We start from the raw sequence: 15,876 nt of genomic DNA on the forward strand, positions 1-15,876 counted from the left end.
TGGAAATGTCCTACCGCGTCACAGAAGCCAGCTTGGACTTGCCGAGAGGCTTGCGCACACAACGATCCAGAATGCGCCGGATCTCAATGAGAGACTTCGGCTTATTGTGCACCTCCACATGTTCACTCAGATACATGTCGAGCAGATCATTCACCGTGGGAGCATGCCGGATGACCTTGCGGTGCACCGTTGGATCTTCCCCGTTGCGTACTTTAGCGAGCACTTCGATAGCAAGCTCCCTCGCCTCATCGGGAGTGAGCCCACCATACTTACCAAGCGTCATTCGACGTGACCGGCCTTCCAAGGTGCGATACTGAACAACAAACGACTTGTGCCCACTTGGCATCACCTGCAGGCCAAATCCAGAAAGCTTGCCATCCCAAACGAAGTACTTTTTCGCCTTGGGCTCAGCAGCATCCACAGTCCGCTTTGTAACGTTGGACATCAGGCACACCTCTCCTGCTGGCGGCCCATGACAAGAACCATCACACATGCGAAAATGTCAGTTGAAAGTATTCCCCGTTTGCTGCTGTTTCTGACGGCCTAACAGCTTATGACGACCTTCCGGGCTTTTCTCCAGAGCCTGCGCAAAACAGGCATCCAGACCCTCATAGGTCGGCTTGCAAATGCCTACTATTCTGTGTCAGCATATTGTAAGCAGATGTACGAGTTTCGCAGCGAAATGCAAGGTAGGCAGGAGCAAATATTTTTCTACAACCCATTGATTTATAGTACTAAATCGCAATAGATCGTAGATCATCGCCAGATGCAAAATGCAACTTCCAATCTTTGGTGATGCAGTGCTCGACCTAAGCGATCAAAATTCAACTAAGTAGAGGAAACATCTACAATGCCTTTACATGAAAAAATTGCAACTTTAAAAGCTCAAGTCGAAAAAACTACCTCAGAAAACTCGCGATGTCATGGACCGAGCTACAGCAAATCTAGCAGCATCAGGCATTTGGAATGGCACTATTAAAGTTGGTGATCAGTGTTTTCCGATGAGCGTGGTGCCCTTATTGCATGTTAGAGCTTGAAGCTCTGGAAGAAGTTTCACAGCAGTTCCAAGAAGCTGGCGCAAACATATTGATTATTTCACTACAAACTCAAGCAGCTTCGTTCAAAACCAAAACCAAAACCGAGAAAGGTCTATCTTTCGATATCATTTCGGACCTAGGTAGTCTTTATACCCGAAAGCTTGGTCTCGTTTTCTCTCTACCTGAGGATCTGCGCAGGGTTTATAAAGGGATCGGTATCAACCTACCAAGTTTTAACGGGGATGAAAGTTGGGAACTACCTATGCCAGCACGCCTGATTATTAGCCAAGCTGGCGAAGTCATAAACGCTGACATTAATCCGGACTACACCAAACGTCCTGAACCAGTAGACACTCTTCGAGAACTCCTTGATATGGCGAAGCAAGACCTAACCAACGCATAGCCTGAAAGCGATTGGTGGCACGCGATGGCAGCACGTGCCGCCACTTCTCACAGGATTGATAGCAGAACCTCCTGCTTGCTTAGTCACAACGCCGTGAGGACTTGAAAAATCGATTATTTGCAATTGAATTGTTGCTCCGGATTTCAGGGCATTTTTAATGAAATACTGAAGGGTATACTTGCATGAACACAATCACTGTACCTCAATCTCCTTTGATATGGTCTCTTTTTAGCTTACGCTTAAGCATATCTATTGTGTTTATTCTCTGGACATTAAATAAAATCCTCAATCCAGTTTCGACAGCGAAGACTTTCGAAGCTTTCTATGGTTTTTCAGCTATGAGCGAGGCTCTCTCGTTTATACTCGGCGGAATTCAAGCGCTCATCGTCATCTGCTTTCTTGTCGGATTTAAGAAACGTCTTTCAATAGGCGCCATTTTGATCATGCATGTCATATCGACTCTTGTCTCTTACGAGCGATATCTCGATCCGTTCACAAGCCCCAACCTCTTATTCTTCGCAGGATGGCCCATGTTAGCTGGTCTCCTCACTCTCTATCTTCTACGAGATTATGATACCAAGTTCTCAATAGAGCACGGCGTTAAGACGTAAATCAACGATGACGGTGCTGTTCAATTACAGGGGTATAAGTTCGACATTCTTGCGAATAGTTTGCTCCCAACGAGGAGGCAATCATCTCTTCCAGATCGTTTCCACTGGTGGTAGTAATCCGTGAATGGCAACTCTTGGCCCGAACTTTTAGACATTCCCAACACGTAGCAGCCGACCATAAGCTGACATTACGCCTGACCTGGGTTACAATTCTTCTCTTCCAGCCAAGCTTCAGATCGTCCGTCAGAGACTTCATCAATCCTGACATACTTCCATGCGGACGGAGCGAACATTGGATGCCGCTGCATCAATGTTCGCTTTCGTTGTTTGGCGGTACCCTCAATGTTGCTTCCAGCTCTTCACTCAAACTTGCGGCCAAATCGAAAAACCGTCGCCGCACCGTCTCGGCGTAGAGATTGGCCCTCTCAATCGCTTCGAATACTTCTGGTGCATCATGCTAAACCATGGATATCGCTTCAGATAACAAGTCAAAGCTCTTCGTTGTCATGCGCGTTGGCAGCGGTCCCATTCTCAATAGCACTTTGGCGATGAGGTGCGTGAGCCCTTGGACAACTGCTGCTTCTTGGTCGTGATCTTCTGGTGTCGTCACGATGACAGTCAGTCCCAGAGCCTTGCGTAAAAACGCAACCAGCCTTGTATGTCGTCTTCCCTGAATGGGGCAGACGGCAATTTTTCGACCCTCAATACCTGTCGTGGCACTCTGAGGACCGAACAGGGGTGAGACGCTACGATGTCTACATGGTCTGGTAGCCGGCGCCGCATGATTTCCGAGGGAACAACTTTGACTGAGCCAACATCGATAACTAGCGTGCCAGGTTTACAAACAACCGCGATCTCGCTGACAACTTGCTCAAATGAAGACACTGGTGCTGCAATGAGGATTACGTCAGCTTGCGATACTGAGTGCAATGATGACAGACGCACCTCAAGTTGCTTTGCGACCTTAGCGGCGTCCAGGGACGGGTCGTAGGCCATTATTTCGAAGTATTGGGCAAGATGTAGGGCTGCAAGTTGTCCGAATGCATCAAACCTCACGATGCCTAGCGATGTGTTTTGACTTTTGCTGTTGTTGTTCATTTGTCAACCTTTGAATTTGCCGCCCGGCACAAGGTCGATTTAATGTTGATCGCTGTCAGGGGCAGCGGAAAACCAATGACAAATCACCCGCAGCTATCGAAGCTGAGGATAATAGTCCTGCGATGCGAAGAACGATTTCAACATGACGTCAGCGGTAAGGCATCAAGAGAATAGGTTCAACGATATTGCTGCCTAGCGGCTATTGGCTGTGGCGCAGCATTCTGGAGGTATGGGCTCTAATGATCCTGCTCGCAAGCATCTATGTATGCAAGAACGTTCGCCAGAGAAAAAGCAAAGTGTCACCCGATACGACTGCCTCAACCTATGATAGAGTTAGCTAAATGTCTAATGTTGGCCCTCGACGTTAGCAAAGGTCCGCTAATCCCTCGTTAGTGTGAATCTTTATTACTCTCCAACAACATATGAACTATCAAAAACTCTCATTTCATGGGTGTTAGGCTGACAGAGAAAATATATTCAATCCCAATGCTTTAGATGCGCCTAGAGATTACAAATTTTATTTTTCCTAACATCGCCAGCATTACAAACTATCTTATGCTGTCACAATTGAACAACGACGCGGCTGAGCGGATCATGAAACTCGTGGCTTTAGGAAGAAAAATTATCTCTTTATGGGCCCAGAGAGGTGCAAGGCTGCGGCAATCGCCTATACCTTCATACAAACCGTCAAGCTTAACAAATGTTGACCCGCGGGCTTAGCTTACCTGGGTTCTTGCCCAAATCGCTGAGTACAAAATCACTCGTATCAATGACCTCATGCCGTGATGTTACGCTTAAAAAGCTGTGTAACTAAAATTGCCGAAGGAACTGGCTACCTTTACCGGACGCTCATAATGAATTTAGATGCAGGAGCATATCAAACCTGCCTGAAAAACGACAGGTTTAGCCTAGTAATTCTCAGGCTAGTACGATTGAATTCAGAAATACTGGTTTGATATGCTTAGCATGCTAATAATTTGTGGTAGGGCGGCTACACGTGAGCAAAGTGTTTTTCTGGAGCTTCATGTCCATTCTTTGACTCTCGTTCTAGCTTCTCAATGACAGTTGCTAAATCTTTGAGAAGCAGCTCTGCCATATCACGGCTGAAACCTTCCCTGAGAACAATCCTGAGAACGTGTATATCATCAGCTCCCTCGGGCATTGCATAGGCAGGAACTTGCCAGCCATGAACTCTCAGGTATTCGGAAACCGCGTACACCGTGTATTTGCTCGGGTCTTTCATTCTGAATGCAAAGACCGGGATGGTACTTCCGTCACTTAGCAATTCAAACTCACCCATTTGCGCTATGTTCTGGGACAGATAGCTGGCAATTGAACATAAGTTCTCCATTATCCGTGTGTAACCATCCCGTCCTAATCTGAGGAAGTTGTAGTATTGGCCTACAATCTGATTGCCCGGCCTGGAGAAGTTCAAGGTGAAAGTGGGCATGTCTCCGCCCAGGTAATCTACATGAAAAACGAGATCTTCAGGCAGATCAGTTTTGTCCCGCCACACGACCCAACCAACACCAGGATAGACTAAGCCATATTTATGGCCTGAGACATTGATCGACTTAACCAGTGGCAAGCGGAAGTCCCATTCCAGTTCTGGCTGCAAAAACGGGGCGACAAATCCACCACTTGCGGCATCAATATGGAGAGGGACTTCAAAACCTGTCTGTTCATTGGAGTTTACCAAGGCATCGTGAACCTCTTTGATCGGTTCATATTCGCCTGTATACGTCGTTCCCAAAATTGCAATAACACCAATGGTATTCTCGTCAATTTTTGCAATGGTTTCGTCAGGATCGATCACATATCGATCAGCTGACATTGAAACAAACCGTGGTTCAACATCCCAATAACGACAGAACTTTTCCCAGACAACTTGCACATTGGTTCCAAGGATCAAGTTCGGTGTGTCAGTGGGCTTGCCTTTAGCTTTCTGTCGATCTCTCCACTTCCACTTCAATGCCATGCCCGCCAACATGACAGCTTCACTCGAACCGATCGCTGACGAACCAGTAAACCCATCTGGAGCATTAAAGAGGTTCGCTACAATCTTGATGCAGCGCTCCTCTATCATTGCTGTGTTTGGATATTCATCTTTGTCAATTAGGTTCTTATCAAAGGTTTCAGCCATCAGGCGCTCTGCCTGAGGCTCCATCCAGGTCGTTACAAAAGTTGCCATATTAAGCCGGGCATTGCCATCAAGCATAAGCTCATCATGGATGATCCGATACGCAGTCTCAGCTTCCATCTGGCCATCAGGCAGACTGAACTTTGGGATAGGTTCTCGCATCACGCGCCCGCCATAAGAGGGCATCAACATAGATGAAGATACATCAACATCAGACATATCGTTTTTTGTATTACCCATTATTCGGGTCCTTCTTAACTGGTCGCTTTTGTCAGTGACCAAAATGGTCGCCGAATTGAAAATATTAGAACTGGAACAGCAACGACAATTGCCAGACCTGCAACCATCAAGAGTTCAAAGGTTTCGATGGCAAAACCACTGTGAAGCGGGGGAATGAAGCCAATTGCAAAACATGCGGCAGAGGCAACTAAGCCGGTTCCAGCCACGAGCCACATACCTTTTTTTCCACCAGGAACTCGATAGGCCCTCTCAACTTCTGGGTGTGTATATCGCAAGCGTATTGCTGCAGCATACATCAATATATACATCAGTGAGTATATGAGGACTGCGGCTGAGGTTAGTATTAAGAACGCCGTATTTACATCTTCGACAACAATGAAGAACATCGCGATGAGCGAAATAAGTACAGCCTGCAAAACAAGAAGATTAGTAGGCACGCCCTGTTGGTTCACCTTCTGCGCCCAGAGGGGTAAATTTCCAGCTTGGCCTGCTGCAAAAAGCCCTTTCACCGGACCCACAATCCAAGTACTCACCTGACCTGCAGCACCTAATGCAACAAGAACGGCTATTATCGGCAAGAACCACAGCAGCTTGAAGTGTGTCAGCAAAGCAGAGAACGCTTGCATCGCACCATTGATTTGATCAATGGACCCCGCGGGTAACACTGAAGCAACCGTCAGCCCACCCAGTAAAGTTGTTATAAACCCAATCCCGGCAGCACTGAAAATAGCGATGGGATAGACACGTCGTATATTCTTAACTTCTCGAGCATGGCTGGCCGATACTTCAACCCCAACAAAACCAAAGATAAAGCTCAAGAAGAGAACCAGGTTCCCTGTCTCCCAAACAGATGGGACCAGATTTTTGGCAGTCAAAGCCGTGTCTAGATGGAGCTCATTTCCAGAACTTACATAGATCGTACCCAATGCAATCAGGATAACAGACGGCAATAAAACTCCTGCGGAAACAGCGACAGAGCTTATTATGCCTGAGCCTTTGCTGCCTCGGAAATTGACAAGGGTGGCAGACCAATAAACAGACAAGATAATGAATATTATGAAGTACTTGTTGGTACCGAGTTCTGGATCAAAAGCGTATGCTAGTGAAGCCGCTATGTAGGCTAGGATAGACGTTATCCCGAAAATACTCTGGACCCATTGCATCCATACGGCAATAAAGCCCATACGTGTTCCAAATGCCTCTTCTACCCAGTGGTACACTCCATTCTTGGGCCACCCTGTAGCAAGTTCAGCGGAGACAAGAGCCACAGGTATAAGATACGCGAAAATAGTGATGAGGTTGAAGAGGATCATTTTCATCCCGGTTTCAGCCATCATCGGCATATTACGTAGTGTCATAAATAAAGCAGCAGTGGTCAAAGTAAGCGCAAGTGCACCTATTTGATGCTCGCTTTTGGTACGTTGATTTCTCATATTTCAGGTGCTGTATCAAAGGGCAAAACACAAAGGAAATTGCATCTTTGAAAATTCTTCAAAGAGCAATTCCCTTACTTAATTGGCACGAGTTCGCCAAAAATGAGACTGCATGGCAGCCTCTCATCAAAACAAATTTAGTTCAGGTCTTCCACTTCTTCGAAGAGGAATTTTCCCTTGGCATCTTCGGAGGTGCAAATCTTTACGAGTTTGTCGCGATGCTCGACAAAAGTTTCAGCATCCCACACTGGTGCATTATCTTTGCTGGATAGGTAGCCATCAATCCAGAAAAGTGTAACAACCGCATCAGGTGCACTCATCTCCAAAAACTCACCACAAGTGAGTTTTGACATATCACGCTTTGATGTAGCAGCTTCATCTGCATAGACGCTGCTCCCACTGGCAAGCAATAATGCAAGTGTAATACCCAAAAATCGCATGAACTAACGTTCCTTTTAGAGCTAATTATCTAATGTTTCTAATAGGTAGGTCGGTTTCCCAACCCACAGTCGAACCATTAACACCCCGCTCATACGTTCGCTGTTAGCTGGCCAACAGCAAAGCTTATTAATGCTCAAAATTACCACTATTTAATTTGTTGTTTTCGCCTTAAATGGCGGATAACGAGACAATTGAATGCATATAGAATATGTTTTCAAAATTGCTTTTGCTGCATGTTGTTCATTTATGAAAAGGGGGAGGCAAAGTTGTCGCATTGGCACCTTGCAACGATTAACTGGCTCGACGCGCTGCCAGATGACACTCTTAAAAATATACGTTTAGCTTCAAGAACTCAGATGTTTCAGGACAAAGAAACGATCTTTTCTCCTATGATTGAACCTGACACCGTGTATTTGCTCGAAAAGGGCTTAACGAGGCTATACCGTTGTTCAGACTCTGGCGGCGAGTTCACGCTTGGCTTCGTTGAACCGGGAGAAGTTTTTGGTGAGCTATCCGCACTCAACAACGACCCTCGTGAAAGCTTTGCTGTAGCGATCGACCAATGTGGTGTTTTAAAACTTCCGAAGAGGGTTTTCATAGAACTAATGCAAACCGCACCAAGTTTTAGTTTTGCAATATCCAAACAAGTTGGAAAGCGCTTGCAACGGATTGAGACCAGAGCTGAAGATTTGATTTTTAAAAGTGCGACATCGCGCATGGCAAAAATGATAAGCCTGCTCGCAAGTGACCTAGGGCAAGAAAATAACAATCGCATCAACATCAATGTGCGTTTAACACAAGGTGAGATGGCAACCCTTGTCGGATGCTCAAGGCCAACCGTCAACCTCACTCTCAATGACTTTAAGAAGCAAGGCATCATTGAATTAGAAGACGGTTACCTTAGCATCATTAAACTCAAAAAGCTTAAAGACTTGGCCGACGCAGTCCCAGAGTATGCAGAGTGAATGAAGTCCCACTTATTAGAAAAGCTCTGACAAAACGAACGCGCTATACGAAAGCCTCCAACATAACTCAAAAATATTTGGTAGCCTGTTAACCAGCTAACAGACACAGCACGTCCATCTGCTCCATAGCTTGCTAGCAAACAGTACAGACTTGCACAATCGAACAAGCCTAATGATTGATGTTCAAGCCTGTTTTGCTTGTTTTTCAGACCGAAACAAGGTGATAAAAATGTCCGAATTGATCGTCATTGGCTATGATAATGAAGCAGAAGCAGAAAAAGCCCGTGAAGAACTGTTAGAGCTACAGCACGAGTATATGGTGGAAATTGCAGATGCAGTGGTTGCGAAGGCAAACGAACACGGAAAAATAAAGCTCAACCAGATGGTCAACATGTGGACTGCTGGAGCCGCGGGAGGTGCATTTTGGGGACTGCTGATTGGTCTAATCTTCCTGAACCCGCTTCTAGGTGTTGTCGCAGGCGCATCAGCTGGGGCGCTTGGCGGGGCCCTCAGTGATTATGGCATCAACGATAAGTTCATGAAGGACGTTGCTTCCATACTCAAACCAGGTCAAGCAGCTTTGTTTATGATGGTACGCAAAGAAGTATCTGACAAAGTTATCGAAAAGCTCAGTCAGCAGGGTGGTCATATTATTCGAACAAATCTTGATCGCTCCAAAGAGAACTCCCTTCGTGAAGCCTTTGACGCAGCTCATTCTGAAGTTTCAAATGTAAATTCATAGAATATAAGGATGAGGTCAGGTTACTAATATCTTTGAGGTACGGCGTAGCCTGACCTTTATACGTTAAAGGACTTGAGTAATCACTTAGTGCGGTCGTCATCTTGCCCTGAGAAAACAGACAGACACTGCGGATATACAGCTTTAGTATGCGCTTCTAATCCGGGTACAACGCATGTGATGTCTCAATCCCCTTTTTCGGTAAAAGAAAATCCTGCACCGTAAACGAACTTCCCAGCTTGTCTTTCTGTGCAGGGCTGTACAAGTGGTGCCATGCTCACCTCATAGACCTTCGAGTGTTTTCGCAAACCAACAAAGACATGAGCCTCTGACACCACTTCTACGCATATTAGTCGAGCATTAAGGCCAATCAATCACCAGAAAATCTAGCGATTTGAAAAGATAAACTGATCTAGTCACCATTTTTCAATGATGGTCTCATCGCTCCATGTGGCCAAAGGAGCTTCGGACCACGTGCCGTAGGCGGTGTTCGGGAAAACGATCCACTCTGCACCCCATTTAGCGGCATTCTCATCGACAAGGGATTTCTGGTGATCCAGAGGAGTTTTGCGGAAACCGCCGTCGAAGTCATGCAATGTATCCCCCAGCATCAGGACAATCTGGTGATCCTTCCGCACAATCTCACGTCGCTCCACTTTGGGTGGTCCAAGCAGAAGAACAGTCTCGGGGCTGATCTGTGGTAAACCCAGCTCATTCAATGTGGCCAGTGTGTAATCTTTCTGCTTGTCCGCACGGTCTGAAATATAGCGAATAGAAACCCCCAGTTCATCTGCGTAGTTTAAGAATTCCCTTGCTCCAGGGATCAATGTCGGCTTGCCATCGCGCTCCCATGGGAGCCAAGTGTCCCATACATCATATGTATGGCAGTTCTTCAGATCACGAGCCAACAGGGCACTATTATCAATCACAGTCTCATCCAGATCAGAAACAATAGCCAGTTTCGAAGGATCATCTGCCGCTTCGACTGCAGCTGCAAGTTTCTGCGTAGCAATGTTGTAGGCTTGTCTCTGTAGTGCCCGAACTTCCGCTGATTGCTGCTGGAAACGCAAGCCCATGGTGAACTCCGCAACAGAACAGTCGTTTGAGGAAGCTTCTTGCGCGAAGCTCGCCTGCGCCAGTGAACCCAAGGTCAAACAGGTCAGTACGGAAGTCGTGAGGAAGCGTTGTTTCATAAGACTATTCTCTTTCATTGAGCTTTTGCTTTCATGGCTTTGTGAAATTTCACAAAGCCATGGTCATGAGGCATACAAAACTCACAGCCGATCTTAAACCGTGTTAATAGTCTTATTGACATCGTCTATCGACAGACGAAAATTTACTTGGTTTCTAGGCGGTCAGCATGACACGATGGGAACTGGGTATCTAGGAGTTCTGGTCACAGCTTCACTTCATAAGTTTTCGGCGGTTCGGCAAAGTGGTGTGAGCGGAAAAATCATGGCAATGAGCTGTTAGCAAGAATGTTAGAATCTTCGGGCAAGAGGGAGAGGCCATTTTTGAACCTCACATTAAGCGACACCCACTTCCAATTGAAAACGTTACACTAGCTCGTTAATGGCAGGTAGCAATTTTCGAACAACTCTTGAGAATTGAAAACTGCCGACAGTCTCAAAGAAGCCAATGTTTTTTCTCGAGTTAATCTGAAAAAGTATCAGCGACAGCGAAGGTGGGTGAAAGCCGGCTTTCAAACGCTCTCATTAGCTTCCATTGAGTTCCCTATAGAAGCCTTATAGAAATGAATAAGGGAGTGATTTGCCCCAAAATCCTCCGTCAGGAGTGATAAATGAGGCAGAACGGCGCACTACATGAATGGCTATTTAGAGAATTACAAACCCTTCATGAAGATAGCTGAACGCGCTTTTATGAAGGCTGCCTCAACTCTTGATAGAAACATGCGAAGGTCCGATATTGGCCCTCAGCGTTAAGCTGGTCAAGAGCCATCCCAAGTTGATGTCTAGCTCTGGATGAGACGATCTGTAACTAGGCTAATGTCAGCTTTAGTCACTCCGCAACAAGTTGAATAAATCGACCTAAGGCCGAAGTCATGCACTGGCCGGACGTGCTTTGATTTCGGCTAAATATCACACAGTATAAAGGCCTTCAGCATTCGCTGAAGGCCTAGATTTATTAGGGCACGTTAGACAAATTGGAAATCGTCCGGATTCAGCTCTGCAATTGAAACGCTCTTCAACGTGACAGAATTACTTGTTCCGAGAGTAATCATAGTATCAGCGCCATTCTCGCTTGCGGCTTCAATGATCGCATTGAAGTCGGCAAATACTGTCTGATCGAACTTGATTAAATCTCGGATACTTGAACCTGCTTCAAAGTCAGTGATGACATCGTTGCCAAAATTGACACCTACAAACCGGAAGGTGTCCGAGGATGAACCGCCAGTAAGCGTGTCGTTCCCGTCACCACCGTCGATAAAGTCAGCTCCTTTCCCTCCGTCGATTGTATCTTCTCCCTGAAGGCCAAGCATCGTGTCATTAAAATCGCTACCTATAAGAGTATCGCTAGTTACTGTGCCCATATCATCACGACCGATAATCGCGATTTTGATTTCAGTGGAGGTGGGAGTATTGTTGCCATTATCGATTTCAATCGTGTAGGTTAAAGTAACATCTTCTCCACGATTTAGATAATCGAACACATGTGATGGTGCATCAAACGAAAAATGTGCTCTTCCATACCCAGCAGGCATATCGGCTCTTAGGCCATGTGAAAATCCATCCGAAGTTAAGAATTCCAGCAATGATGTGGTATCGAGCCCATCTACGTTGCCACTGGCTTCAACAGCAATAGCTTTCCCTTCATGACTATGGGAACTACCGTATTTATCGTAAAAAACAACGTCTACTGCAGCTTGTATAGGTGCATAATCTGAAGTCTCATCAATAGTTGCTTCTGATTTAACCAAGCTATATTGACCTTCAGCGTCGGGGACGAGTTGATAGGTTCGAGCTCTATGTGCGTAGGCTTTCTGGAATCCTACCGTAACCACACCGGAGTCTGATATTGATACGGATGTCCCAAATCGCCCATTTTCATGACTACGCCCAATGTCCCCAATGATTGGGTGAAACAAGAACTGCTCCGTGTACCCTCCATCCGCATCAGGGGTATAAACAGCAACCCCACCCAAATTCGTTACTCGATCGCCTTGGGAATTAATGTAAGTATACCCTGGTACGCCAACAACGATTAGCCCGTTGGAGTTTATATCAACTGCTTCTCCAAATTCTTGGTATAAATGGTTTGTAGCTCCCAGCTTCGTTTCGGAATAAGTTCCGGTTTCATCAGGTGTATAAACGTACACAGCCTTTTTTGCGGGAACTCCAACCACTATCACTCCATCATCATTGATGGTGATGTTTTCACCGAACTGATCTCTTTCTGCTGCGTCTGATGAATGAAGTTTTACTTCTTCATATCCTCCGCTAGCTTGAGGCCTGTATACAAAAATTGCACCAGCCTCAAATCCCAAGTCATCGTTACTTGGTGAACCAACAACGACTATGCCCTCTGAGTTTATCATGACGTCTTTTCCAAAGGCGTCTTGCAGAGAAATGTCATCTGGAGCTAATCGAGTCTCTAAATATCCTCCAGATCCATCTGACTTGTAGATGTAGGTAGCACCGCTGGTTTCGGTATTGTTTTTGCCCCAATAGGCACCAACAACAATGGTTCCATCATCACCTATGGAGACAGATGAACCAAAGAATTCTCTTTGGTCTAAAGATGAGGTTAGTTTGGTTTCGGTATATCTGCTAGTGCCGTCCAGTTCATAGATGTAAATGGCGCCATGGTCATTATTTGCCCTGTATGCGCCGGTAACGATGGTTCCATATTGGTTAATGGCAACATCCCATCCAAAATAATCTGATTTTTGACCATCTGATGGAGAAATTCTAGTTTCTATGTAACTCCCGAAACCATCCGGTTGATATACATGTATAATCCCTTCCGTCAGATTTGCATGGGGAGCTCCTACAACAATGACACCGCTCTCAGATGTCGCGATCACATGAGAATACTGGTCATAATCATTGTCAATTTGAGGCACTATTTCCATGTTATTTGGAAGGGCTTCAACCCGCAAATCAGAAACAGGATCAACAGCGCCAACAATTAAAACTGTCACTGTTTTGGTAACGATACCACCATGCCCATCATCGACCGTATAAGTGAAAGTGTCATACCCACGTTGTTTTTCAAGCAGATGATCAAACTGTCCGTTTGGGTCATAATGAAAGACACCATCGGCAAATGTGACCACGCCTTTTGTTTCGCTGTTGTCGAAGCTAATCGTATGCGTGTCCGAGGCATCTACATCACTATAATCAGGCGCAATATCGACCTCTTGGTTCTCAATAGTGGTCGCTTCAATATCTCTGACATAGGGACGATCATTTTCCCCTTCAACAGTGATTGTTACGTTGCGCGTGATAATCCCACCGTGGCCGTCATCGGCGGTATAAGTGAAGGTCTCTGTGGCACTCTCGCCTTCAGCAAGGTAATTGAAGTGCGGAAACGCCGAGTACTCAAAGTTATTTCCATAGCGCTCAAGTTTACCTTCGACGCTATCAGTACCCCATGTAATTGCTAAGCGGTCTGAACGATCAGGGTCAACGAGACCGGTCTGGATCAAATAATCACGATCATCTTCTAAGACCGTTACTGCAACATCCTCCGCTTGTGGTGTATCGTTAGTGCCAATGATTATGATTTTGGCCGTGCCCTCAGTCGTGTCGCCATTACCGTCATCCAGCTCCACCGCGTAGGTAAGTGTGACTTCCTCATCTTCAGCAAGGTAATTGAACACCTCATAGCCGGCGGTGAAGTCAAGGTTGACTTTTCCGAAGAGCGACTGTTCTGAAGTGTCAATGGAGCCAATGGTAAGCAGATCTAACAGTTGTTGTTCGGTGAGCTTGCTCAGGCCGTTCTGAACACCTGATAGACTGAGGCCTGTTATATTTGCCGTGTGGCCTACGTCAGCCACATCCGCATCGGAGAATGACAAACTCAGCTGGCCGACAATGTCCGAGGTGTCGGTTGTTTCATAAAGCGTCAACTCATTGGCGAGCCCGCTGTAATCACCATTCGGGTCTGGCTTAATGACGTAGATAGCACCAGTATTGATTTCGGTTGTGCTGTCATTACCCGGCTTGCCAATGGTGGCAGTGCCATCTTCGCTAATGGCAACAGCAAAGCCAAATCCATCACCGGCAACTACGTCCGGTACACCAATCTTGAACTCTTTATAAGTGCCATATTCCTGCGGGACGAAGACATAAACTGAGCCAGAGGCGTAGCCGTTTGCTTCATCGTTTGCAGCTGCGACTACGAAGGTACCGCTAGAGTTGATCGCAACGGCAGACCCGAACGTGTCGCTAGCATCACCATCAGCTGCTATAAATTCAGTTGAACCAGAATAATTACCATCTGCATCTGGGGTATAAAGCAAGACGGACCCGGTTGCAGCTCCCCCATCAATCCAATTGCCAGGCTGACTGACTAGTATTTGCCCATTTTCGTTAACAGCAACGGACGTTCCGAGTTTGTCTCCGACTGGGAGTTGAGGAGCATCCAGCTTAACAGGATCTGCATATCCATCGAGAGACGAATGATAGACATATAATGCGCTGTATCGTTTAGTTCGCCCTTGGCTCCGACAACGATCAGGCCGCTTTCATTGAAAGAAATGGAGCTGCCGAAATTTGCCAAGCCTTCACCCTCCGGCGCGGTGAGTTTGATCTCGCTGTAGTCTCCCGATGCTTCAGGTGTGTAGATATATATCGAACCTGCGCCAAGGTCACCATTAGCATCATCGCCAGCTGCACCGACAATGATTTGACCACTTTCGTTTATGGCTACAGATGAGCCCAAATTATCGAGCTGTGTGGCATCTGAGGCGACAAGCTTTATAGGAACGGTATAATCGCCGTTGCCATCTGGTTTATAGACATAGACGGCCCCGCTCTCAGAGTTTCCATCGGGGGAAGCGATGGTCGCACTTACGACAACCGTGCCGTCATCGGCAATAGTAACAGAATCGCCAAAGTGATCGCCGGCAACCCCGTCAGGGGCAATGAGTTGGTGCTCCACGTAAGTACCGTCTTCCAACGGTGTAAAGATGAGGACTGAGCCAGCCTGATAACTGCTATCTGGTGCATCATCTCGAGCACCGGCGACAATCACGCCATTTCCATTGATCGCAACTGCGTTGCCAAGCTGCCCAGTCTGGACAATCTGGCCGGAAGTGAGCTTGATGAAATCAGAGATCAGCTCTGAGTCTAGAAATACGGGAGTATGATTACCGCTGGAGATATTACCGGTATCAAACATGTAAAATTCCCAAAGCACCGCTTACCACTAGTTGTATTTTGCATATAAATATAATTTGCGGTGTGGTCTATAGGAAAAATAGTCAGTAATGGACTGGCTCAGGAAAAGTAGAGAGCCTTCTGATACATTAAGATCAGGAGGACTTTATGGGGCGCAAACATTACACGGAAGAGTTTAAGCGGGAAGCAGCGCGGCTGGTAGAAGTGAGTGGTCGACCCATTCCTGAAATTGCCGCCGATCTGGGTGTGGGCCGTGCTACGCTGAACCGCTGGATCAAGGAGTTTCGGGATCAGGATTTACTGTCAGGGCCGCATGAGGATGCGAGTAAAGAATTAGCCCGCTTGCGCAAGGAAAACGAGCTTTTACGGCAAGAGAGAGATTTATTAAAAAAGGCGGCAGCGTT

At 46.4% G+C, this 15,876-nt stretch carries 11 protein-coding genes and 1 pseudogene; 4 read left to right on the plus strand and 8 right to left on the minus strand.

Annotated features, from left to right (window positions below):
- Positions 1-10: 10 nt before the first annotated feature.
- A complete protein-coding gene (locus BM231_RS27295; protein ID WP_208860669.1) occupies positions 11-445 on the minus strand; it encodes an Arm DNA-binding domain-containing protein in 435 nt (144 codons plus the stop codon).
- Between the two features lie 572 nt (positions 446-1,017).
- On the opposite strand from BM231_RS27295, the pseudogene BM231_RS26100 reads away from it, so the two are divergent.
- Positions 1,018-1,440: pseudogene (locus BM231_RS26100) on the plus strand (redoxin domain-containing protein); the annotation flags it as partial.
- Positions 1,441-2,669: 1,229 nt separating this feature from the next.
- Here BM231_RS26100 and BM231_RS27430 read toward each other — a convergent pair.
- The 4 genes from BM231_RS27430 to BM231_RS26125 form a co-directional block, all read right to left on the minus strand.
- Positions 2,670-3,149, minus strand: a complete 480-nt coding sequence (locus BM231_RS27430) for a prephenate dehydrogenase/arogenate dehydrogenase family protein (RefSeq protein ID WP_244527222.1) — start codon at positions 3,147-3,149, stop codon at positions 2,670-2,672.
- Between the two features lie 991 nt (positions 3,150-4,140).
- Positions 4,141-5,529, minus strand: a complete 1,389-nt coding sequence (gene gad, locus BM231_RS26115; RefSeq protein ID WP_093524271.1) for a glutamate decarboxylase — start codon at positions 5,527-5,529, stop codon at positions 4,141-4,143.
- A gap of 14 nt (positions 5,530-5,543) precedes the next feature.
- Positions 5,544-6,962, minus strand: coding sequence for an amino acid permease (locus BM231_RS26120; protein WP_093524273.1), 1,419 nt, complete (start codon positions 6,960-6,962; stop codon positions 5,544-5,546).
- A gap of 137 nt (positions 6,963-7,099) precedes the next feature.
- Complete coding sequence (locus BM231_RS26125; protein ID WP_063289725.1) at positions 7,100-7,402, minus strand: HdeA/HdeB family chaperone; 303 nt, start codon at positions 7,400-7,402, stop codon at positions 7,100-7,102.
- Between the two features lie 267 nt (positions 7,403-7,669).
- On the opposite strand from BM231_RS26125, the gene BM231_RS26130 reads away from it, so the two are divergent.
- Both BM231_RS26130 and BM231_RS26135 read left to right on the plus strand, forming a co-directional pair.
- Positions 7,670-8,368 carry a Crp/Fnr family transcriptional regulator gene (locus tag BM231_RS26130; RefSeq protein ID WP_159438003.1) on the plus strand — a complete coding sequence of 233 codons (699 nt, stop codon included), beginning with the start codon at positions 7,670-7,672 and terminating at the stop codon, positions 8,366-8,368.
- A gap of 229 nt (positions 8,369-8,597) precedes the next feature.
- Entirely contained in the window at positions 8,598-9,110 is a 513-nt protein-coding gene (locus BM231_RS26135) for a DUF1269 domain-containing protein (RefSeq protein WP_093524283.1), read from the plus strand.
- Between the two features lie 413 nt (positions 9,111-9,523).
- Here BM231_RS26135 and BM231_RS26140 read toward each other — a convergent pair whose 3' ends face one another.
- From BM231_RS26140 to BM231_RS26150, 3 genes are all read right to left on the minus strand, one after another.
- Positions 9,524-10,300, minus strand: a complete 777-nt coding sequence (locus BM231_RS26140) for a 5'-nucleotidase, lipoprotein e(P4) family (protein WP_093524285.1) — start codon at positions 10,298-10,300, stop codon at positions 9,524-9,526.
- Between the two features lie 962 nt (positions 10,301-11,262).
- Positions 11,263-14,592 (minus strand): Ig-like domain-containing protein, encoded by a 3,330-nt coding sequence (locus tag BM231_RS27495; protein ID WP_093524277.1) that lies wholly within the window; start codon positions 14,590-14,592, stop codon positions 11,263-11,265.
- Positions 14,593-14,642: 50 nt separating this feature from the next.
- Positions 14,643-15,473, minus strand: a complete 831-nt coding sequence (locus tag BM231_RS26150) for an FG-GAP repeat protein (protein ID WP_093524279.1) — start codon at positions 15,471-15,473, stop codon at positions 14,643-14,645.
- 146 nt (positions 15,474-15,619) lie between these two features.
- On the opposite strand from BM231_RS26150, the gene BM231_RS26155 reads away from it, so the two are divergent.
- A partial coding sequence (locus tag BM231_RS26155; RefSeq protein ID WP_139226410.1) for a transposase occupies positions 15,620-15,876 on the plus strand: 257 nt, incomplete at its 3' end.

The sequence above is a fragment of the Pseudovibrio ascidiaceicola genome, from assembly GCF_900114245.1.
Lineage (GTDB): Bacteria > Pseudomonadota > Alphaproteobacteria > Rhizobiales > Stappiaceae > Pseudovibrio > Pseudovibrio ascidiaceicola.